We start from the raw sequence: 21,010 nt of genomic DNA, 5'->3' as shown, positions 1-21,010 counted from the left end.
CAATTGCCTTTCAATGTTTTCCGGCTTCACAGGGCGGGTAGCGCCTGTAAACTCGCCGGCCAGCGGGCCCATGAAAAGCGGCGTCGACCATCCCCCATGAGGTAGAAATCCATGCGTGTCCTTCTGGTTGAAGACCATTTGCAACTCGCCGACAGTGTCGCCCAAGCGCTCAAGAGCATGGGTTTGACCGTCGACGTGCTGCACGATGGCGTGGCGGCGGACCTGGCCTTGGGCAGCGAGGACTACGCGGCGGCGATCCTCGATGTGGGCTTGCCGCGCATGGACGGTTTCGAGGTGCTGGCGCGCTTGCGCGCCCGCGGCAAGAACCTGCCGGTGTTGATGCTGACGGCACGCAGTGATGTAAAAGACCGCGTGCATGGTCTGAACCTGGGCGCCGACGACTACCTGGCCAAACCATTTGAACTGACGGAACTCGAAGCTCGGGTCAAGGCGTTGCTGCGACGCAGTGTGTTGGGCGGTGAGCGCCAGCAGGCTTGCGGGGTGCTGGTCTACGACCTCGACACCCGGCGCTTCACGGTCGGTGGCGACCTGATGACATTGACCTCCCGTGAGCAAGCCGTGCTTGAAGCCCTGATCGCCCGGCCGGGGCGGGTGATGAGCAAGGAGCAATTAGCTTCCCAGGTATTCGGTTTGGACGAAGAGGCCAGCCCCGACGCCATCGAAATCTACGTGCACCGCCTGCGCAAGAAACTCGACGGCCAGCCCATCGCCATCGTGACTTTCCGCGGCCTTGGCTACTTGCTTGAAGCTCGCGATGCATAAGCCCAGCAGCCTGCGCTGGCGCCTGCTGTGGAACCTGGCACTGTTGCTGGTGCTATTGATGCTCGCCAGCGGCATGAGCGCGTATTGGAACGGTCGCGAAGCCGCTGACACTGCCTATGACCGCACCTTGCTGGCCTCGGCGCGCACCATTGCAGCTGGTTTGACCCAGGTGGACGGCACCCTCAGCGCGAATGTGCCGTATGTAGCGCTGGACACCTTTGCCTACGACAGCGCCGGGCGTATTTATTATCAGGTCAATGATATTGATCAGAAGCTGATATCCGGTTACGAAAACCTTCCCGGCCCGCCACCCGGCACACCGCGCACCGACGATTACCCGGCGTTGGCGCGCTTCTACAACGCGATGTACCAGGGCCAGCCTGTACGGGTGGTGAGCCTGCTAAAGGCCGTCTCTGAACCGAACATGAATGGCATGGCGGAAATCCGCGTCGCGGAAACTGACGAAGCACGGGTCGCCATGGCCCGCAGCTTGATGGCCGACACCTTGTTGCGCCTGGGCATGCTGGCCATCGGTGCGCTGCTGCTGGTGTGGTTCGCCGTGAGCGCTGCGTTGCGCCCGTTGGAGCGTCTGCGTACGGCGGTAGAAGAGCGCCAGCCTGACGACCTGCGGCCATTGCCATTGGTGGAGGTTCAGGATGAGTTCGGCCCGCTGGTGCGTTCCCTCAATCACTTCACAGAGCGCCTGCGCGGGCAGTTCGAGCGCCAGGCGCAGTTTATTGCTGACGCTGCCCACGAACTGCGTACGCCGCTGGCTGCGCTCAAGGCTCGTCTGGAGCTGGGCTTGCGCGCCGAAGAACCGGCCACGTGGCGCAGCACCTTGGAAAGCGCCGCCCAAGGCACCGACCGCCTGACGCATTTGGCCAACCAGTTATTGTCCCTGGCCCGTATCGAAAATGGTGCCCGGGCCATTGCCGAAGGGGGCGCGCAACTGCTCGACCTCAGCCAGTTGGCTCGCGAGCTGGGCATGGCCATGGCGCCGCTGGCTCATGCACGGGGAGTGGCCTTGGCGCTGGAGGCGGACGAGCCGGTATGGCTGCGCGGCGAACCGACACTGTTGAACGAGTTGCTGAGCAATCTGGTGGACAACGCCCTGGCCCACACGCCACCCGGGGGCAACGTCATTCTGCGGGTGACCGCGCCGGCGGTGCTGGAGGTCGAGGATGATGGCCCGGGTATCCCGCTGGATGAGCGGGACCGGGTGTTCGAGCGTTTTTATCGACGTAGCCAACAGGGCATGGGGTCTGGCTTGGGGCTGGCAATCGTCGGGGAGATCTGCCGTGCGCACTTGGCGCAGATCAGCCTGCATGATGGCGAGTCGGCCGGGTTGAAAGTACGCGTGAGTTTTATCGCCGGTTGATCAGTAAAACATCGAGCGCGCTTCATCCAGTTCGGTGCGCAGGGCATCGCTGCAGGGGTCGATGCGCAATTTCTTGATGGCCGGCAACGTAGCCATCGGCACGTTCGCCAGGGGATGGTCGGTGCCGCGGTGGCAGTACAGCGCGGCGACTTGCACCAGGTCGATGTAGTCCAGGTTCGCAGAGTCGCGCGTCAGGTCCAGGTATTGGCCAGGCAGGTTCACCAGCATTTCCGGGAAGTCCCAGACGCGCAGCAGCTTGTCCCCCAGCAACGGGTGGATGCTGTCGATGACATGGTTGAGGCTGACCGGGTCGGACAACAACTCATAGTCATCCTCGGCGTACGTCAGGATCGGCAGCACGCCAATCTGATGCACCAAGCCACCCAAGGCCGCCTGGTCTGGCTTGAGCTGGCTGTGGCGACGGCACAAGGCGTAACTGACGCCCGCCACTTCCAGGCTGCGACGCCATACATCGCGCATTTTCTGCTCGACCACATCGGAGCGAGCATGAAAGATCTGCTCCATTACCAGGCCGATGGCCAGGTTACTGCTGTAGTTGGTGCCCAGCCGCGTGATGGCCGTGTGCAGGTCGGTGACTTCCTGGCTGGCCCGTAACAGCGGGCTGTTGACCACCTTGATCAGGCGCGCCGACAAGGCGGTGTCGCGACTGATCACCTTGCTCAAGTGGCTGATACTGATCTCCGGGTCTTCGGCGGCCTGGCGAATTTTCAGGGCCACCTCCGGCAGTGTCGGCAGAACCAGGTCATCGTTGCCGATGGCCATCACCAAAGCCTGTTGGACTTTTTCCGCCAGCTCGTTCATTCATGCTCTCTAGGGTGTTGCAAAAAGGTACGGCGATTAGCGCTGGATCTCGCGATCACGGTCCAGTTGATAAGGCAGGTCCAGCAGGTGCAGGCCGGGGCCTTCCAGTGTGCTCAAACGCACGTCGCCACTGTCGGCAGCTTCGGCTTGCAACACGGCGAGAAGTTCAATCGACTGGTCTGCTTTTGCCGCGATGACGACTTCGCCGATCGCGCTATTGTGGCTGGGGGAAAACAAAGGCGTGCCAGGCTCGGGTAATTCGGCCGCCTCCAGGCTCAGGCGATACAGGCGTCGCTTGAGTTTACCCAGGTACTGCATGCGCGCGACAATTTCCTGACCGGTGTAGCAACCTTTCTTGAAACTCACGCCGCCTACGGCTTGCAGGTTGAGCATCTGCGGGATGAACAGCTCGCGAGTCTGCGGCATCACTTGGCCGATACCCGCACGGATCTGGCCCAGTAGCCATGCATTCAAGTCAGCCTGCGGCAGTTGCGCGGCCAGTTGGCTGCGCACGGCGTCAGATTGTTCACTGGGCACCCAGAGTTCGGCGCGGCCGGGGGAGACACGGATGGCGATCAATGTATCGGTGCGCACCACACTGTCGGTCTCGACCGGTAGCTCCAGGCCAAGGGCGGCGAGGGAGGCGTCTGCGTCCGCCAGGCCGAAGCGAGCCCAGGCGGCGCTTTCGTCGGTGAGTTTGGATTTGGAGAACACCGCGTACTTTTTCAGGTCCGCCAGCTGTGGTTCGAGCAGCTCGGTGGCCATGGCCAGGAGTACGCCGTCCCCTTGCAGCAGGATGCGGAAGCTCGACTGCATGCGGCCTTTTTGCGTGCAGCGCGCGCCCAGGCTGGCCTGGGTGTCACTCAGGTAATTGAGGTTGCAGGTCAGTTGGCCCTGCAGGAACTTGGCAGCATCGGAGCCGCGGACGGCGAGAACGCCTTCGTGGGACAGCGGGCAGAAAAAAGCAGAGTCAGCCATGGGTCATCGCAGATCAAAAAGTCATGGGTGCATCATAGAGGGGCGCCCGGCAAATGGATAGTTTCCGTATGGGGCGACCAAAGCCGACTGTTCCGGTCTCGTCGGGGCTGTATACTTGCGCTCTATTTGAGGAGCGCTCCATGGTCGAAGATGTAGAAATCAATCGCCTCTACTGGCACAGCCGTCGTGGCATGCTGGAGCTGGATGTGTTGTTGGTGCCGTTCACTAAAGAGGTGTACGCGACGCTCAATCAGGTGGACCGCGACCTCTACGTCAGGTTGCTGACTTGCGAAGACCAGGACATGTTTGGCTGGTTCATGGAGCGAGCCGAATCTGAAGATCCGGAGCTGCAACGCATGGTTCGGATGATCCTGGATCGTGTCCAGCCCAAGTAATCGCTTCGAATGCCGCTGGCAGGCCTCACGGCTGTTGCTGGCGGTGTATCTGCTTGCCCAACTGATCGCGCTGGGTAGCCTGCTGGTTCTGCACCTGCCTTATTCGAGCCTCGGCATCCTGTTATGCCTGGTTCACTGCGCCTGGGCTTTACCGCGCCATATCCTGCTTAATCACCGTTCGTCGATTCGTTGCCTGCGCCGTGACGACGATGGCTGGCAATTATGGAGCGCCGCGCGTGGCTGGCACGCGGTACAACTGCGTCCCGACAGTCTGGCCTTGCCGCTGATCGTGGTGTTGCGCTATCGAGTGCCCGGTGAGCTGCGGGTGCGCTCGATCTGTGTGCCGAAGGACGCGCAGGCCGCCGATATACACCGGCGCCTGCGGGTGCGCCTGAAGTTCAGCCGCCGTAGGTGGTCGGCACCAGGATAGTGTCGAGGGCTTCGGGCAGCATCTGCGGGTAGTCGAGGGTGTAATGCAGGCCTCGGCTTTCCTTGCGTTCCATGGCGCAGCGGATCATCAACTCAGCGACTTGGGCGAGGTTGCGCAGTTCGATCAGGTCGCGGCTGACCTTATAGTTGCTGTAGAACTCGTCGATCTCATCCAGCAGCAAGCGCACCCGGTGTTGTGCACGCTGCAAGCGCTTGTTGGTGCGCACGATCCCCACGTAGTCCCACATGAAGCGCCGTAGCTCGTCCCAGTTGTGCGCGATGATCACGTCTTCGTCCGAATCGGTGACCTGGCTGGCGTCCCAGCGGGGCAGGGCGGCCGGTACCGAGATGCGCGACAGTTGTTCAAGGATGTCCTGCGCCGCTGAGCGAGCGTACACGAAGCACTCGAGCAGTGAATTGCTGGCCATGCGGTTGGCGCCGTGCAGGCCGGTGAAGCTGGTTTCGCCAATGGCGTAGAGGCCAGGTACATCGGTGCGGCCATGCTGGTCGACCATCACGCCGCCGCAGGTGTAGTGCGCAGCGGGCACCACCGGGATCGGGCCTTTGGTGATGTCGATATTGAAGGTCAGACAGCGTTCGTAGACGGTCGGGAAGTGGGTCTTGATGAACGCTTCGGGCTTGTGGCTGATGTCCAGGTACACGCAGTCGATACCCAGGCGCTTCATTTCATGGTCGATGGCGCGGGCGACGATATCGCGCGGTGCCAGTTCGGCGCGTGGGTCGAAGCGCTGCATGAAACGTTCGCCATTGGGCAGCTTCAAGTGCGCGCCTTCGCCGCGCAGGGCTTCGGTGATCAGGAAGCTCTTGGCTTGTGGGTGATACAAGCAGGTGGGGTGGAACTGGTTGAATTCCAGGTTAGCCACGCGGCAGCCCGAGCGCCAGGCCATGGCAATGCCGTCGCCGCAGGCGCCGTCGGGGTTGCTGGTATAAAGGTAGACCTTGGCGGCGCCGCCCGAGGCCAGGATGGTGAAGCGTGCGCCGTAGGTATCGACTTCACCGCTGGCGCGGTTGAGCACGTAGGCGCCCAGGCAGCGCTCGCCCGCAAGGCCCAGGCGTTTTTCGGTGATCAGGTCGACGGCGACGCGTTGCTCGAGCAATTCTATATTGGGGCGTCGGCGGGCCTGGTCGAGCAGGGTCTTGAAAATCGCGGCGCCGGTGGCGTCGGCAGCATGAATGATTCGACGATGGCTGTGGCCGCCTTCGCGGGTCAGGTGGAACTCAAAGCCGCCATCGTCACTGCCAGCATGTTCATCGCGGGTGAACGGTACACCTTGGTCGATCAACCATTGGATGGCTTCGCGGCTATGCTCGACGGTGAAACGCACGGCGTCTTCATTGCACAGGCCACCGCCGGCGTTGAGGGTGTCTTCGACGTGGGATTGCACTGTGTCGGTGTCGTCCAGCACAGCGGCGACACCGCCCTGGGCCCAGAATGTCGAGCCGTTGGCCAGGTCGCCTTTGCTCAAGACTGCGATACGCAGGTGGCTGGGCAGGGTCAGGGCAAGGCTCAAGCCGGCTGCGCCGCTACCGATCACCAGGACATCGTGTTGAAACTGTTGGCTCATTGAATGGATTCCGCAAAAAGCGATCCGAAGGAGCGGCGCGAACAGGACGCCTGGATCGGCGAATCAAAGGGGCACACGGGCCACTAGTATATAGAGGGGGGGAGCGGCACAATAGCCAGGCATTCGTGGCATTGTGAGATTATGCTGCGCAGCTTTGGGAAACAGCCGGTAGGCGGGACGGGAACTTTTTGCATAAGCCCCGACTCAATAGCAGGTTGCCCGAAAGCTGGGAAGACGTTGAGTTTATTGGCCCGTCGGGAGCATTGGACGCGTCACGAAACCGGCGACAAGATTATTCGCGCAGCCGGCACCGCCCGGGCTGCGTTTTTCGTGTGTGCCAAATCAGTGCATGCCGGAAACTTGCTTGAAGGGGGAGAACTTTTGCGAAAAGCCCGAGTCTATGTTTGCAAGCCTGATCGTTTAGTTATGCAAGCCTCCTTCAAGTACAACGAGGAGTGTTCATGCTAACCCAGGAAGAGGATCAGCAGCTGGTCGAGCGCGTACAACGCGGCGACAAGCGAGCATTTGATCTGCTAGTGCTGAAATACCAGCACAAAATTCTCGGGTTGATCGTGCGGTTTGTGCACGACACCCATGAAGCGCAGGACGTTGCACAGGAAGCCTTTATCAAGGCGTACCGTGCACTGGGAAATTTTCGCGGTGATAGTGCGTTTTATACGTGGCTGTACCGCATCGCCATTAACACGGCGAAGAACTATCTGGTGTCTCGCGGCCGCCGCCCACCAGACAGTGATGTTAGTTCAGAAGATGCAGAATTTTACGATGGTGATCACGGCCTCAAGGATCTCGAGTCGCCGGAGCGTGCATTGCTGCGCGACGAGATCGAAGGCACCGTCCATCGCACAATTCAGCAACTGCCAGAAGATTTGCGTACTGCGTTAACTTTACGTGAATTCGATGGTCTGAGTTACGAAGACATTGCGAGCGTCATGCAATGTCCGGTGGGGACTGTAAGGTCACGGATTTTCCGGGCCCGGGAAGCCATCGACAAAGCCCTGCAACCATTGTTGCAGGAAAACTAAAGACAGCGGCGACAGCCAAGAGAGGAACCGCCATGAGTCGTGATGCCCTGCAGGAATCGCTGTCCGCAGTGATGGATAACGAAGCGGATGAACTGGAACTTCGTCGAGTGCTTAACGCATTTGATGATGCCGAAACCCGTGATACCTGGTCTCGTTACCAAGTCGCTCGGGCGGTGATGCATAAGGATCTTCTAATCCCTCGTCTGGATATTGCTGCGGCCGTTTCTGCTGCGCTTGCTGATGAAGCCGTTCCGGCAAAAGCTGCACGGGGTCCATGGCGTAGCCTGGGTCGCCTGGCAGTGGCTGCTTCGGTAACCGTCGCTGTACTGGCCGGGGTTCGCCTGTACAACCAGGACGAGATTGCGGGTAACGAGTTGGCGCAACAGACTCAGCAACCGGTCATGGCCGGCCCGCAAGTCAAAGGCCCGGCTGTACTGGCAGGCTACAAGGAAAGCTCCGATACCACCGGCCCTATGGCTAATGGTGTACTTCAAGGGCAATCCGGCTGGCAGGACCAGCGTCTTCCAGGCTACCTGCGTCAACACGCACAGGAATCGGCCTCGAAAGGCGCCGAAAGCGCTCTGCCATACGCTCGAGCAGCAAGCCAGGAAAACCGCTGATCCGCTAAGGAGCCCTATGCGCGCCATACCGCTCCTTACGCTTTTGCTCAGTAGTTGGTTTGCACTACCCGCCCATGCCGATGAAGCCCAAGACTGGCTGATTCGACTTGGGCGTGCAGAGCAGCAGCAAAGCTTCGAAGGTACGTTTGTCTACGAACGTAATGGCAGTTTTTCTACTCATGACATCTGGCATCGTGTCCAGGATGGTCATGTCCGTGAACGGTTGCTGCAGCTTGATGGCTCGGCTCAGGAAGCCGTACGAGTGGATGGCCGGACGCAGTGCGTCAGTGGCGCCCTGGTTGCTGGCCTCAGTAACTCTCCTGATGCATCTTCGCGTGCATTTGATCCACAAAAACTCACTCAACTCTATGAACTCGCCGTCATTGGTAAATCCCGCGTGGCCGGGCGTAATGCAGTGATTGTGTCGATCAAGCCGCGAGATCAATACCGCTATGGCTTTGAATTGCACCTGGACCGTGAGACCGCGCTGCCGCTCAAATCCCTGCTGCTTAATGACCAGGGGCAGTTGTTGGAGCGCTTTCAGTTCACTCGGCTGGAAACTTCGGTAGCTCCCTCCGACCATGACTTGCAGCCCAGCAACGAATGCTCGCCGGTAGCCGTTTCTACACGTAAAGAGCCGGACATGCCTGCCGCCCAGGCGTGGCATCTGGATTGGCTGCCGACAGGTTTTCAACAGATCAGCAGCAACACACGCAAAAATCCCCAAACGAAATCAACAGTCGACAGCTTGATGTACGATGATGGGCTGGCGCGTTTTTCTGTGTTTCTTGAGTCAACCAACGACGCGGACGTCAATGAAACCCGCACTCAGGTAGGCCCCACCGTAGCCGTATCCCGGCGCTTGAATACGGTAGAGGGTGAAATGATGGTGACGGTCGTGGGTGAAATTCCTATCGGCACTGCTGAGCGTATCGCGTTGTCGCTGCGCAGTGAGAAGGCCGCTGCCAAGCCGTGAGATGGTTAATCTAATGTTCATCCTGATCTTTCAATCTGTGCCCAAGTTTGGTTAGGTGCTGAACGTATGAAATTTCTGGATCAGCATTTTCACTTGCAAAAATTCCTCATGTTTTTTATAGGTCAGGGTTTGTTGGCTCTGGCCTTGTTTTGTTCGCGGAACAAAAATGCCGATCGCAATATTCGGCGTTTATTGAACCCTGTCGCTCAACCTTGCTCGTCGTAACGGGAGCTGTATGTCGATACCACGTTTGAAGTCTTACCTATCCATAGTCGCCACGGTACTGGTGCTGGGTCAGGCCTTGCCTGCGCAAGCAGTCGAGCTGCCTGACTTCACCCAACTGGTGGAGCAGGCCTCGCCTGCGGTGGTGAACATCAGCACCACGCAGAAACTGCCGGATCGCAAAGTCTCGAACCAGCAGATGCCGGATCTGGAAGGCTTGCCGCCCATGCTGCGCGAGTTCTTCGAGCGAGGCATGCCGCAACCACGTACCCCTCGCGGTGGTGGTGGCCAGCGAGAAGCCCAGTCCCTGGGCTCCGGCTTCATCATTTCACCTGACGGCTATATCCTCACCAACAACCACGTGATTGCCGATGCCGACGAGATTCTCGTACGCCTGGCTGATCGCAGTGAACTCAAGGCCAAGCTGATCGGCACCGACCCGCGTTCCGACGTAGCCTTGCTGAAAATAGATGGCAAGGACTTGCCGGTGCTCAAGCTGGGTAAATCCCAGGATTTGAAGGCCGGCCAATGGGTGGTAGCAATCGGTTCGCCGTTCGGCTTCGATCATACCGTTACGCAGGGCATCGTCAGCGCCATCGGTCGTAGCCTGCCGAACGAAAACTACGTACCGTTCATCCAGACTGACGTGCCGATCAACCCGGGCAACTCCGGTGGCCCGCTGTTCAACCTGGCCGGCGAGGTGGTGGGGATCAACTCGCAGATCTACACCCGTTCCGGGGGCTTCATGGGCGTGTCTTTCGCGATCCCGATTGACGTGGCCATGGACGTTTCCAATCAGTTGAAAAGCGGTGGCAAGGTCAGCCGTGGCTGGTTGGGCGTGGTGATCCAGGAAGTGAACAAAGACCTGGCTGAGTCCTTCGGTCTCGACAAGCCGGCTGGCGCCCTGGTTGCACAGATTCAGGATAATGGCCCTGCGGCCAAAGGCGGTCTGAAGGTCGGCGACGTGATCCTTAGCATGAACGGTCAGCCGATTGTCATGTCGGCCGACTTGCCTCATCTGGTCGGTGCGCTCAAGGCCGGCGGCAAAGCCAAGCTGGAAGTGATTCGTGATGGCAAGCGCCAGACCGTTGAACTGACCGTCGGCGCCATCCCGGAGGAAGGCGCGACCCTTGATGCCCTGGGCAACGCCAAGCCAGGTGCCGAGCGCAGCAGCAACCGCCTGGGTATTGCCGTGGTTGAACTGACCGCCGAGCAGAAGAAAACCTTCGACCTGCAGAGCGGTGTCGTGATCAAGGAAGTGCAGGACGGCCCGGCCGCCTTGATCGGCCTGCAGCCTGGCGACGTGATCACTCACCTGAACAACCAGGCGATCGACACCACCAAGGAATTCACCGACATCGCCAAGGCGTTGCCGAAGAATCGCTCGGTGTCGATGCGCGTCCTGCGTCAAGGTCGTGCGAGCTTCATTACCTTCAAGCTGGCAGAGTAATTCGCTAGCCCACAAAAAAGCCCCGCTGTCGGTTAACGATAGCGGGGCTTTTTTGTGGGCGATGGGTTTAGCTCATCATCCCTTTCACCAGGCGTTCCTGCTCGATCAGCTCGCGCTGACGGGCATCGATGCGCGAGGACAGAGGGAAGTTGTTGCCAGCGCGGCGCTTGGCAAAGTCCAACTGCTGAATGGCTTGCTGGAAATCACCCACCAGTGCGAAGTATTCGGCGCGAGCCTGATGCAGGCCGATGATGTTGCCGGACAAGCCGCGCGTTTCGGCGACTTGATACCATACGTCTGGATCGTCCGGGCGGGACTTGAGCAACCCGTCCAGCGCCTTCTCAGCATCAGCAGTGCGGTTCTGTTTAAGCAACAAGTCAACCCGCACCTGGTTCAGTGGATAGTTGCTGGGATATTGCGTGAGCATGCGGTCAGTGCGTTGCTGTGCATCCGGCATGCGATTGCTGGTGATATCCAGCTCGATCTGCGCCAGATTGTAGGTGATGTCGTTGGGCGCCTTGGCCAGCAGCGGCGCCAGGCTCTCCCGTGCTTCCTTGAGTTGGGTACCTTTGATCTGGGCGATGGCCAGGCCATATCGCGCCACGTCGTTTTTAGGGTTGTCGTCCAACTGGGCCTGGAAGCGCTTGGCGGCGAGACCTGGCGTGTCTTCGTACTTCAATTGCACCCGTGCGCGAATCAGTTGATAGCGCAAGCTGTCTTCCTTGCCGCCGGGTTTGGCCTGCTCGGCGCGGTTGCGGGTATCGGCGATCCGCGATTCCGTCACCGGGTGAGTCAGCAGGAATTCCGGTGGCTTGGCGTCGAAGCGGTATTGGCGCATCAGGCGTTCAAACATGGTGGGCATGGAACGCGGATCGTAGCCGGCTTTTTCCAGATTGAGGATGCCGATACGGTCAGCCTCTTGTTCGTTCTGCCGGGAGAACCGGCGCTGCTCCTGGATCGCTGCGGCTTGTGAGCCGGCAATCGCGGCGATACCCGCATCGCCGGCACCTGCGGCGGCGGCGATGATGCCGCCGAGCAGAGCAGCCATCATCGGTAGTTGCATGCGTGACTGTGCTTCCACGCCCCTGGCAAAGTGACGCTGGGACAAGTGAGCCAGTTCGTGGGCCAGTACCGACGCATATTCACCTTCGGTCTGCGCATTGAGAAACAAGCCGCCGTTGACCCCGACGATCCCACCGGGTGCGGCAAAGGCATTGAGCTGGGGGCTGTTGATCAGGATGAATTCCAGGCGCCGGTCGTTGACCTGGCTGGTCTCCACCAGTTTGTACACGCTGGTTTCGACGTAATCCTTGAGTTGCGGGTCATTGAGCTGCGAGACCTGACCGCGCAGGTAGGCCAACCATGCGCGGCCCAGTTGGTATTCCTGTTGTGGCGAGACAATGGCAGAACTGGCGTCGCCAAGTGACGGCAGCTCGTCAGCGAAGGCCGGGGAGGCCAGCAGGCAGGCCAGCGTCAGCAGGGTAGGGCGCAAAAAAGTCATGCACAAAGCCTTTCGACAAAGAGCTTACTGTAGCCGGACACTGCGCTTCGGACCAGATATTCTAAGCAGCCCAAATGTTTGCCTGGAGTAACACCATGACCGACGCTGTAGCCTTTGACGCCGAACTCGATGCCAGCGGCCTCAACTGTCCGTTGCCCTTGCTCAAGGCCAAGCTGGAACTCAATCGTTTGGCCAGCGGCGCAGTGCTCAAGGTGACCGCCACGGATGCAGGCTCCCAGCGTGATTTCCGGACCTTTGCCAAGCTGGCCGGCCATACGCTGGTCAAGGAAGAAGAGGCTGCCGGTGTTTACCGTTATTGGTTGCGCAAGGCCTGACGACCTTGTCGACGCAAGATCAGGCCTTGTTCAGCGCCTGCGCCGCCGCTAAAACCGCATCTACATGCCCCGGCACTTTCACGCCGCGCCATTCCTGGCGCAGTACACCATCTTTGTCGATCAGGAACGTGCTGCGATCCACGCCCAGGTATTCCTTGCCATACAGCTTCTTCAGCTTGATCACATCAAACAGCTGGCAAACCGCTTCATCTTTATCACTGATCAGCTCGAAGGGAAATTCCTGCTTGCCCTTGAAGTTCTCGTGGGACTTTACGCTGTCACGCGACACGCCGAACACTTCGGTGTTGGCGGCCTTGAACGCTGCGTACTGGTCACGAAAACCCTGGCCTTCGGTGGTGCAGCCCGGGGTGCTGTCCTTCGGGTAGAAGTAGATCACCACTTGCTTGCCCTTGAGGGCTGCGAGGCTGAAGGTCTGGCCGCTGGTGGCCTGGGCTTCGAAATCGGCCACGGGTTTGTCGATGGCTACCGGCATGGAGTACTTCCTTACATTGGGTTCTGTGGGCGCCATGGCTCGATCAGTGCGTCGAGGTTCAGGGCATCGGCGAAATCCAGGAACTGGTCGCGCAACCAACTGATCTGTACGCCCGCCGGAAGGGTCACGGTGAATGTCGCGTTGAGCATGGTGCCGCCAGTTTGCGGGGCCTGGTAGGTGTCGCAGGTCAGGTTTTCCAGCTCGACGTTGTGGTCGATGAAGAACTGGCACAACTCGTTGACGATATCAGAACGGTAGGCCGAGCTGACATACGCTACATAAGGCAGGGCCTGCGGGCGATTTTCCAGGGCGGCGCTGCGCACTACGTTGACGGTGAAATCGTGTTTCTTGGCCAGGCCCGGCAGGCCGGTTTCGAGGCGCGCCAAGGCGTCCCAGGAGCCGGAAATCTGCAAGACCAGCGCGCTGCACTCGCCGTGGCGGGTCAGGCGGGAGGTCACGACGGCGCAGCGGTTCTCATGGCTGGCGCGGCACAGGACGTTGGTCAGCTCCATGGGGTTGGCGCCGAGGGCACTGATAACAAGGAATTGTTCGCGAACTGTGGGGGTGGACATGCAGCCTTCCTAAAGCGATGAGCGGTCGATACCGTGTGGGCCGTATCGATCAAAGGATGAAGGGTAGCGAAAACCGTCGCCAAGGGCTAGGAGGTGGCGTTTTCATTGCGTGATCGGTCGACCTCAGGCGGTACTTTGGCCCAATGATGGCATCGCCCGACGTTTAGTTGGTCCAGAACGCGTCCTCACGCGGTACTTCGCTTGTACAAGCATCTTGGCGCCAGTACCATTACGGCTCTCTTTTTCCGGCAGGAGCGGTTGCATGATTGCGGGCAGTATGGTGGCACTGGTCACACCCATGGATGCACAAGGTCGTCTCGACTGGGACAGCCTGGGCAAACTGGTGGACTTCCACCTGCAAGAGGGCACCAACGCCATCGTGGCGGTCGGCACTACAGGTGAATCGGCCACCCTCGATGTGGAAGAACACATCCAGGTGATCGAATTCGTGGTCAAGCGCGTTGCGGGCCGCATTGCCGTGATCGCCGGTACGGGCGCCAACTCGACGCGTGAAGCGATCGAGCTGACCAGGAATGCCAAGAAAGCCGGCGCCGACGCCTGTCTTCTGGTAACCCCGTACTACAACAAGCCGACCCAGGAAGGCCTGTACCAGCACTTCCGTACCATTGCCGAAGCCGTCGACATCCCGCAGATCCTCTATAACGTACCGGGTCGCACCGCGTGCGATATGAAGGCCGAGACCGTGATCCGCCTGTCCACCGTGCCGAACATTATCGGCATCAAGGAAGCTACCGGCGACCTGCAGCGCGCCAAGGACATCCTGGCCGGCGTGAGCAGCGACTTCCTGGTGTATTCCGGTGATGACGCCACGGCCGTCGAGCTGATCCTGCTGGGTGGCAAAGGCAACATCTCCGTGACCGCCAACGTGGCCCCGCGCGCCATGAGCGAAATGTGCGCCGCCGCCATCGCCGGCGACGCCGTGACTGCCCGTGGCATTCACGAGAAGCTGATGCCGCTCAACAAGACATTGTTTATCGAATCCAACCCTATTCCCGTGAAGTGGGCGCTGTTTGAGATGGGCCTGATGCCGGACGGTATCCGTCTGCCGCTCACCCGGCTCAGCGAAGCCTGTCACGAACCGCTGCGACAGGCCCTGCGCCAGTCCGGCGTCCTGGTTTAATTGAGGAAGCACTACGCATGAAGCGATTGGCCGGACTTTCCGCACTTGCCTTGATTATCTCCAGCACCAGTGGCTGCGGTTGGATTTGGGGCCCGGAAGGCTACTTCCGTGACCGCGGCAGCGATTACCTGGAAGCACAAGCAACCAAACCGATGCAATTGCCGCCGGATGTCAATGTCGCCAAGCGCCTTGACCCGTTGCTGCCGATCCCACGCAATGTTGCCGATGACACTGTCAAGGGTGAATACGTGGTGCCGCGCCCACAGCCAATTACGGCAGTGGCGGATGCCAGCGACTACAGCCTGCAGAAAAGCGGCGACAACCGCTGGATCGTGGCCCAGCGCCCACCTGCCGAAGTCTGGCCAGTGGCCGTGCAGTTCTTCCAGGACAACGGTTTCCGCCTCGACCAGCAACGCCCGCAGACCGGTGAGTTCACCACGGCGTGGCAGCAAGGCCGCGAACTGTCCGCCAACATGGCCCAGCGCCTGCTGGCCGGTGGTGTAGCCGCCGACAGCGAAGCCCGTGTGCGTGTGCGCATAGAGCCAGGCGTGCAGCGCAATACCAGTGAAGTCTATGTGGTCAGCGCCGAGCGTCCTGCGGGCAGCACAGCCAACGTCGATTTCACACCACGTTCGGTCAACACCGGCGTCGACGCCGCGCTGGTCGACGAGATGCTGGCTAGCATGAGCCGTATTTCCGAGAAGGGCGGTTCCGTTTCCCTGCTTGCCGCGCGTGATTACGATACGCCTAACCGCGTCAGCCTCACCGAAGATGGCAGCGGTAACGTGGTGCTGAACCTGGGTGAAGACCTCGACCGTGCCTGGGCCAGTGTCGGTCGCGCGTTGGAGCAGGGCCCTTGGCGCGTTGAAGACATCAACCGCAGCCTGGGCCTGTACTACATCAACGTGGCTGAAAAGGCCGAGAAGAAAGACGACGAGCCAGGTTTCTTCGGCAAATTGTTCGGCAGCACGCCGACCAAGGAAGAAGTCGAAACCCGTGCCGAGCGTTACCAGGTTCGTTTGAGCAAGGTTGGCGAGAGCGTACAAGTCACCGTCGAGAAGAACATCAACACCGTTGCGCCAGCTGAAACGGCGCGCAAAGTGTTGGGCGTGATTCAAGACAACCTGGGCTGATCCGATGCGTTTTGCCGTTCTCGGCAGCGGTAGCCAAGGGAACGGTACGCTGGTCGCCCATGACGACACATACGTGCTGGTGGATTGTGGTTTCTCCCTGCGGGAAACCGAGCGACGCCTGCTGCGCCTGGGGGTTCACCCCACGCAGTTGAGCGCGATTCTAGTGACCCACGAACATGCCGACCACGTGCATGGCGTGGGTTTGCTGTCTCGTCGCTACAATCTGCCGGTGTACTTGAGTCGCGGCACTCTGCGCGGGATGCGCAAACCCATTGAACCTGCAGGCTTTCTGGCGGGTGGCGAGCAACTGCAAATCGGTGCCTTGAGCATCGATGTCATTGCGGTCGCTCACGATGCCCAGGAGCCGACGCAATACGTATTCAGTGACGGCCAGCGGCGTTTCGGCGTGCTGACCGATCTGGGTTCCTATTGCGCCAAAGTGCTGGATGGTTACCGGAATCTCGATGCCTTGATGATCGAGTCCAACCACTGCCGAGACTTGCTGGCACGCGGTCATTACCCCTACTTTCTCAAGCAGCGGGTGGGCGGCGAGCTGGGGCATTTGAACAACCACCAGGCGGCGTACCTGGTGTATGAGTTGGGCTGGCAAGACCTGCAACACTTGGTCCTGGCCCACCTGAGCAGCAAGAACAACCTGCCGACGCTTGCCCGGCAATGTTTTGTCGACACCCTCGGGTGCGACCCGGACTGGCTGCAACTGGCCGATCAAGATTCAGGGCTCGACTGGCGACACATCGCCTAGCCCACCTTACTGAAAGCGGAGCCCATCATGGAAAAACGTGAAGAACTCTACCGCGGCAAAGCCAAGTCGGTATACAAGACCGACGACGCCAACCGCCTGATCCTGCTGTTTCGCAACGACACCTCGGCGTTCGACGGCAAGCGCATCGAACAGCTTGATCGCAAAGGTATGGTGAACAACAAGTTCAACGCCTTCATCATGCAGAAACTCGAAGCGGCCGGTATCCCGACCCAGTTCGACAAACTGCTGGGTGACAACGAATGCCTGGTCAAGAAGCTCGACATGATCCCGGTCGAATGCGTCGTGCGTAACTATGCCGCTGGTAGCCTGGTCAAGCGCCTGGGCGTGGAAGAGGGCCTCAAGCTCAACCCTTACACGTTCGAACTGTTCCTGAAGGACGACGCCAAGGGCGACCCGTTCATCAACGAATCCCACGTCGTGGCCTTCGGCTGGGGCACCGCTGAACAACTGGCGCGCATGAAGGAGTTGTCCCTCAAGGTCAACGACGTGCTGACCAAACTGTTCGACGACGCAGGTCTCTTGCTGGTGGACTTCAAGCTCGAATTCGGCGTGTTCCACGACGGTTCTATCGTCCTGGGTGACGAATTCAGCCCAGACGGCTGCCGCCTGTGGGACAAGGACACCAAGAAGAAGATGGACAAAGACCGCTTCCGCCAGGGCCTCGGTGACGTGATCGAAGCCTACGAAGAAGTCGCCAATCGTCTCGGCGTACCGCTGTAATCGACGCAAGCATCTGATAGCACGGAAAAAAATCACCTTTGGGGTTTGCTTCCGTGAAACACACTGTTATGATGCGCGCCGTTGGAGAGATGCCAGAGTGGCCGAATGGGACGGATTCGAAATCCGTTGTACCTTCACCGGTACCTAGGGTTCGAATCCCTATCTCTCCGCCATTATTGAATACGCCTAAGCCCCTGAAATGGTCGAACATTTCAGGGGCTTAGGCGTTTATGGAGTTCTGACTTAAGGCAGCTTAGGGCAAAGCACCAATTTCTGAGATGCCTTTACAATCACTTTGAAAGGTCAGATAACCAGCGAGATGTGGGGGCCGAGTCCATCCACCAAAACTGCAACGGTGACTTGGCATTCCGCATACGCTTCAGCTTGCGTCATCAGATCCCTAATGACTTCACGAACTTGGGTTTCTGCCTGATTGCGTTGCCCTTCAATAAATATTTCGGTCAGGGTTAGCGTACCGCTAAAAGCCGTTTCTAGATCATCAATTTTGCCCCATCCCGTTGTTTGCATATCGGCAATCTTACGTCGACCGCGGTCAGTCAAAGATCTGTCTGACTCCGAGTATGCTGTTACGGAGTAAGTCATCAAAAAGCTGCGTTTTACACTCATTTTCGCTCTCTCAGTTCGAGGGTGGCATGTCTCAATCAATTGATTTGAAAGATGTCGCCACGATGGCGACCCTATCGAGGCTAGTTCAGAGGATTGGCTACACACGCCTCATTCTGCGAATTCTCATTACTAAGCATTTCAAAAAAACTCGCTTGCCGTTATCCAGGCTCTTCAGTTTCCATCCAGGGTTGCGCTGGGTGAGGCAGGGCGCTAACCATCCGCCGTCGCCCTCATGGCGACCGGTTTTGACAGACTGATTTACAGGTGTACGACCTCCATACGATTACAGGCTTCTTGCGCTGTGATGTTGTTTTATGGCGGCTGTGCGTGGGGCATCTTCGGGTGCGCCGGGTCCTGTATACCGGTCTGTCAACCCGCGCATAGCTGCCACCTGTTCCTGTTTGACAGCAGGATGTGACAGCTCCCATTGCATACAGGAGCTACACATTGAACATGAGCAACCTCGATTCAGATTCCGAGTTTCCTCCGCGCGAAATCTTCCACGTAGGCGCCGACGTCGGCACCGAAGAAGCCCTGGCCAACGCCTCCGAAATCCTCTCATCCGCACTCCAAACCGCCACCAGTGCGCCGAAGATCCCGACAGCACGCACTCACCCGTGATCATGGGCCTGGCGCAATTGATCGAGAATGCACAGGTGCTGGTGGACGCGGTGCTGGGGCATAATTTCCCGGCGGATAAACCAGTCAAGTAATCACCTGCATCTGAAACTGAAAAAGCCTGCTGAACTTAATGCTCAGCAGGCTTTTTAGTCGATAAGGTGTCAGAGAAAATGACGGTTTGTGTAATTGCGCAGAGGTTGCAGGTCATGCATAACCGTACGCTTCGCATGGCTTAAGTGGCCAAAGCGTTCAGAACATGCACCGGGTCGTTATGAATGGCCTTCAACAATGCCTTTGCTGGCCCTGTTGGATCGCGACGGCCCTGTTCCCAATTGCGTAGCGTGCCGAGTTGAACGTCAATCAAGGCTGCGAATTTGGCCTGGGTCAGCCCTGTTGCTTTACGAATTTCTTTAACCTGCATCGCATCAACATGGAATTCGCGGGAAGGTTCACGTTCCCCGCGCAGGACTTCGTTCATCTCCTGAACGCTTTCCATCAGCTCATCAAAAAACTTGCTCATAGCTATCTCCAGTGCTCGATCGCAGCTTTCAACGATTTACGCTCGTCAGCGGAAAGGTCTTGCTGTTCATTTTTGGGGTAGATCATCAACAAAACAATCTGTGATGCCGAGACGAAGTGGTAGTAGATCACTCGTGCTCCGCCACGTTTGCCGTGGCCTCTGGCGGCAATCCGTATCTTACGAACGCCGCCTGTACCTTCGATGACATCACCGGCTGAAGGGTTCACGATCAGCATGCTCTGAAACGCGAGATAAGCATCGTCGTCGATAAGCTCTTTGACGCGACGGGTGAAGCCCGAAGTCTCGATGAAAATCATAGCTAATGTACGCCATTGGCTTAGTAGTCGGCAATGCTAAATCTGCGCAGGCCAACCTGCATCCGATGAGTTGTAACTACTTTTTTTCAAGCCTGGGTTCATTGATGTATCCGCTCGAGGTTCTCGGCCGAAGACGCCCACGGCCGCTTCAAATGAGTAAAATTTTCACATAGAAAAAGCCCCGTAGCTGAACAAGCTACGGGGCTTTTTCGTTTCTGTAGTTTTGGATTCAGCCCGGCTGCGCCACCAAGCTATTACTCACATTACGGCCCAGCACCAGTACCGTCACAAATCCACACCCCACCAGCGCCGTAGCCAGGCTCAACAGCACCGCGCTGCCCATCTGGTCGACGATCCGGCCGCCGAAGAACGAACCCAATGCGATAATTACCTGGAACAACGCGACGAACAGTGGCATGCCGCGTTCGACATCCTTGGGCGCGACGACAAACATCCAGATACTGGCGCAGGCCGGGAAGGCGCCGAAGGCGAAGCCCCAGAGTGCGATCAGCATCGAGGCGCCGGTCATGCCGGTGGCAAAGTAGGGGAACAGCGCGGTGCTGGTGCCGATCATCAGTGCAACCAGCAGCAGAGTGTGGCGCACGCTGCGGTTGGCGGCGAAACCGGCAAAGATATTACCGAATACTCCCGCTACGCCGAAGAGTAGCAAAAGCGAACCAATGGTTGGCCCGTCGAAGCCAGCGCTGTATTTGAAAAACGGCGCGACATAGGTGTACGCGGCAAAGTGCGCCAGGCCGATCAGCAGTACCGCGATCAAGCCAACTCGCGCTTGTGAGTTGATAAACAACGCCGGCAGGTCACGGATCTGAATGGCCTTTTCCGGGTCAAGGCGGGGCAGCAGGAAGACTTGCGCCAGGAGCACCGGCACGCCCACCAGCGCAGTGACCAGGAAGGTCATGCGCCAGCCCATCAAGCCGCTGAGCCAGGTGCCTACGGGCACGCCCAGCACGGTGGCCAGGGTCACGCCCATCATGATGATCGAGGTGGCCTTCGCTACGCCCACGCCCTTGGGCGCCAGGCGCCCGCTGAGGGCAATGGCCGTCGCCCAGAAACCGCCGATACTGATGCCCAATAATACGCGGCCAAACAGCAGCAGGCTGAAGTCGGTGGCGAAGGCCACGACCGAGTTGGCGATGATCATGATCAGCGTCAGGCCGATCAGCAGGTAGCGACGGTCCATGGCGCCAATGCCGACCGACAGCAGCGGCGCGGCGAGGGCGGCCATGATGCCGGGCAGGGTCACCATCAGGCCGGCATGGCCGGCACTGATGCCGAGGTCGCTGGCGACGTCGTTGAGTACGCCCACCGGTAGAAACTCACTGGTCACCAGGGCGAAAGCGCCTACGGCGACCGAAAGAATCGCCAACCACTGCTGTTTGACACTCTGTTGACTATGTTCGGGGTGGCCGCGCGGGGCCTGGCTGGCACTTGGCATGGTGTTGGGTTCCAAGGGGGATGTCGCCTGAAGACAGGCGCGGGAGAAATGGCAGGCGATTATATTAACCCGCACTGGCCATCACGCAGGCGACCGTTTCGATAGTAA

General features: G+C 59.1%; 24 protein-coding genes and 1 tRNA gene. 15 read left to right on the top strand and 10 right to left on the bottom strand.

All coding sequences use genetic code 11. The features are described from left to right. The first annotated feature begins 111 nt into the window (after positions 1 to 111). Positions 112 to 783: a response regulator gene (locus tag JFT66_RS02185; RefSeq protein WP_034118599.1), complete on the top strand. Its 672-nt coding sequence runs from the start codon at positions 112 to 114 to the stop codon at positions 781 to 783. After that, a complete protein-coding gene (locus tag JFT66_RS02180; protein WP_034118600.1) occupies positions 776 to 2,161 on the top strand; it encodes a sensor histidine kinase in 1,386 nt (461 codons plus the stop codon). Before JFT66_RS02185 ends, JFT66_RS02180 begins: the two co-directional genes overlap by 8 nt. Here the strand turns inward: JFT66_RS02180 and JFT66_RS02175 are convergent, their stop codons facing one another. Together JFT66_RS02175 and ygfZ are read right to left on the bottom strand one after the other, a co-directional pair. After that, positions 2,162 to 2,983, bottom strand: coding sequence for an HDOD domain-containing protein (locus tag JFT66_RS02175; RefSeq protein ID WP_034118601.1), 822 nt, complete (start codon positions 2,981 to 2,983; stop codon positions 2,162 to 2,164). 36 nt (positions 2,984 to 3,019) lie between these two features. After that, positions 3,020 to 3,961, bottom strand: a complete 942-nt coding sequence (ygfZ, locus tag JFT66_RS02170; protein ID WP_034118602.1) for a CAF17-like 4Fe-4S cluster assembly/insertion protein YgfZ — start codon at positions 3,959 to 3,961, stop codon at positions 3,020 to 3,022. A 140-nt stretch (positions 3,962 to 4,101) separates the two neighbouring features. Here ygfZ and JFT66_RS02165 point away from each other — a divergent pair, with 140 nt between their 5' ends. Next, positions 4,102 to 4,356 carry an FAD assembly factor SdhE gene (locus tag JFT66_RS02165; protein WP_014717362.1) on the top strand — a complete coding sequence of 85 codons (255 nt, stop codon included), beginning with the start codon at positions 4,102 to 4,104 and terminating at the stop codon, positions 4,354 to 4,356. Beyond that, entirely contained in the window at positions 4,340 to 4,786 is a 447-nt protein-coding gene (locus JFT66_RS02160; protein ID WP_198858670.1) for a protein YgfX, read from the top strand. Before JFT66_RS02165 ends, JFT66_RS02160 begins: the two co-directional genes overlap by 17 nt. Here JFT66_RS02160 and nadB read toward each other — a convergent pair. Beyond that, complete coding sequence (gene nadB / locus JFT66_RS02155) at positions 4,755 to 6,371, bottom strand: L-aspartate oxidase (RefSeq protein WP_198858669.1); 1,617 nt, start codon at positions 6,369 to 6,371, stop codon at positions 4,755 to 4,757. The two genes, JFT66_RS02160 and nadB, sit on opposite strands and share 32 nt — an antisense overlap. Positions 6,372 to 6,832: 461 nt before the next feature. Here nadB and rpoE point away from each other — a divergent pair, with 461 nt between their 5' ends. From rpoE to JFT66_RS02135, 4 genes are all read left to right on the top strand, one after another. Next, positions 6,833 to 7,414: an RNA polymerase sigma factor RpoE gene (rpoE, locus tag JFT66_RS02150; protein ID WP_003172477.1), complete on the top strand. Its 582-nt coding sequence runs from the start codon at positions 6,833 to 6,835 to the stop codon at positions 7,412 to 7,414. Between the two features lie 32 nt (positions 7,415 to 7,446). Continuing rightward, positions 7,447 to 8,034 (top strand): sigma-E factor negative regulatory protein, encoded by a 588-nt coding sequence (locus JFT66_RS02145; protein ID WP_034118616.1) that lies wholly within the window; start codon positions 7,447 to 7,449, stop codon positions 8,032 to 8,034. 16 nt (positions 8,035 to 8,050) lie between these two features. Further along, entirely contained in the window at positions 8,051 to 9,010 is a 960-nt protein-coding gene (locus tag JFT66_RS02140; protein ID WP_198858668.1) for a MucB/RseB C-terminal domain-containing protein, read from the top strand. A 235-nt stretch (positions 9,011 to 9,245) separates the two neighbouring features. Beyond that, positions 9,246 to 10,682, top strand: coding sequence for a DegQ family serine endoprotease (locus JFT66_RS02135; protein WP_153837689.1), 1,437 nt, complete (start codon positions 9,246 to 9,248; stop codon positions 10,680 to 10,682). A 67-nt stretch (positions 10,683 to 10,749) separates the two neighbouring features. Here the strand turns inward: JFT66_RS02135 and JFT66_RS02130 are convergent, their stop codons facing one another. Then, positions 10,750 to 12,183, bottom strand: coding sequence for a M48 family metalloprotease (locus tag JFT66_RS02130; RefSeq protein ID WP_034118619.1), 1,434 nt, complete (start codon positions 12,181 to 12,183; stop codon positions 10,750 to 10,752). A gap of 95 nt (positions 12,184 to 12,278) precedes the next feature. Here JFT66_RS02130 and JFT66_RS02125 point away from each other — a divergent pair, with 95 nt between their 5' ends. Continuing rightward, the gene (locus JFT66_RS02125; protein WP_153837690.1) at positions 12,279 to 12,518 is read left to right on the top strand and encodes a sulfurtransferase TusA family protein; all 240 of its coding nucleotides are present in this window, start codon (positions 12,279 to 12,281) and stop codon (positions 12,516 to 12,518) included. A gap of 19 nt (positions 12,519 to 12,537) precedes the next feature. Here JFT66_RS02125 and JFT66_RS02120 read toward each other — a convergent pair whose 3' ends face one another. After that, positions 12,538 to 13,011: a peroxiredoxin gene (locus JFT66_RS02120; RefSeq protein ID WP_198858667.1), complete on the bottom strand. Its 474-nt coding sequence runs from the start codon at positions 13,009 to 13,011 to the stop codon at positions 12,538 to 12,540. An 11-nt stretch (positions 13,012 to 13,022) separates the two neighbouring features. Then, positions 13,023 to 13,583, bottom strand: a complete 561-nt coding sequence (locus JFT66_RS02115) for a glycine cleavage system protein R (RefSeq protein WP_003189463.1) — start codon at positions 13,581 to 13,583, stop codon at positions 13,023 to 13,025. 262 nt (positions 13,584 to 13,845) lie between these two features. Here JFT66_RS02115 and dapA point away from each other — a divergent pair, with 262 nt between their 5' ends. The 5 genes from dapA to JFT66_RS02090 all read left to right on the top strand — a co-directional run bounded on the left by dapA (position 13,846) and on the right by JFT66_RS02090 (position 17,534). Continuing rightward, entirely contained in the window at positions 13,846 to 14,724 is an 879-nt protein-coding gene (gene dapA, locus JFT66_RS02110) for a 4-hydroxy-tetrahydrodipicolinate synthase (protein WP_034118622.1), read from the top strand. Positions 14,725 to 14,741: 17 nt separating this feature from the next. Next, a complete protein-coding gene (gene bamC, locus JFT66_RS02105) occupies positions 14,742 to 15,857 on the top strand; it encodes an outer membrane protein assembly factor BamC (RefSeq protein ID WP_034118623.1) in 1,116 nt (371 codons plus the stop codon). Between the two features lie 4 nt (positions 15,858 to 15,861). Next, positions 15,862 to 16,620 (top strand): MBL fold metallo-hydrolase, encoded by a 759-nt coding sequence (locus JFT66_RS02100; protein WP_153837692.1) that lies wholly within the window; start codon positions 15,862 to 15,864, stop codon positions 16,618 to 16,620. A 27-nt stretch (positions 16,621 to 16,647) separates the two neighbouring features. Beyond that, the gene (gene purC, locus JFT66_RS02095; RefSeq protein WP_005786030.1) at positions 16,648 to 17,361 is read left to right on the top strand and encodes a phosphoribosylaminoimidazolesuccinocarboxamide synthase; all 714 of its coding nucleotides are present in this window, start codon (positions 16,648 to 16,650) and stop codon (positions 17,359 to 17,361) included. An 83-nt stretch (positions 17,362 to 17,444) separates the two neighbouring features. Next, positions 17,445 to 17,534: transfer RNA gene (locus JFT66_RS02090), tRNA-Ser, on the top strand. 130 nt (positions 17,535 to 17,664) lie between these two features. Here the strand turns inward: JFT66_RS02090 and JFT66_RS02085 are convergent. Further along, a complete protein-coding gene (locus JFT66_RS02085; protein ID WP_198858666.1) occupies positions 17,665 to 17,988 on the bottom strand; it encodes a hypothetical protein in 324 nt (107 codons plus the stop codon). A 447-nt stretch (positions 17,989 to 18,435) separates the two neighbouring features. On the opposite strand from JFT66_RS02085, the gene JFT66_RS29715 reads away from it, so the two are divergent. Further along, the gene (locus JFT66_RS29715; RefSeq protein WP_233096985.1) at positions 18,436 to 18,609 is read left to right on the top strand and encodes a hypothetical protein; all 174 of its coding nucleotides are present in this window, start codon (positions 18,436 to 18,438) and stop codon (positions 18,607 to 18,609) included. A 232-nt stretch (positions 18,610 to 18,841) separates the two neighbouring features. Here the strand turns inward: JFT66_RS29715 and nadS are convergent, their stop codons facing one another. From nadS to JFT66_RS02065, 3 genes are all read right to left on the bottom strand, one after another. Beyond that, positions 18,842 to 19,129, bottom strand: coding sequence for a NadS family protein (gene nadS / locus JFT66_RS02075; RefSeq protein WP_034118626.1), 288 nt, complete (start codon positions 19,127 to 19,129; stop codon positions 18,842 to 18,844). Between the two features lie 2 nt (positions 19,130 to 19,131). Then, positions 19,132 to 19,446, bottom strand: a complete 315-nt coding sequence (locus tag JFT66_RS02070) for a type II toxin-antitoxin system RelE/ParE family toxin (protein WP_034118627.1) — start codon at positions 19,444 to 19,446, stop codon at positions 19,132 to 19,134. Positions 19,447 to 19,675: 229 nt separating this feature from the next. Then, positions 19,676 to 20,902, bottom strand: a complete 1,227-nt coding sequence (locus tag JFT66_RS02065) for an MFS transporter (RefSeq protein WP_198858665.1) — start codon at positions 20,900 to 20,902, stop codon at positions 19,676 to 19,678. Positions 20,903 to 21,010 lie beyond the last annotated feature (108 nt).

This window comes from Pseudomonas sp. MF6755, assembly GCF_016405635.1.
Lineage (GTDB): Bacteria > Pseudomonadota > Gammaproteobacteria > Pseudomonadales > Pseudomonadaceae > Aquipseudomonas > Aquipseudomonas haemolytica.
The sequence above is the reverse complement of the archived record's forward strand: the minus strand, read 5'-3'. Positions and strand labels throughout refer to the sequence as shown.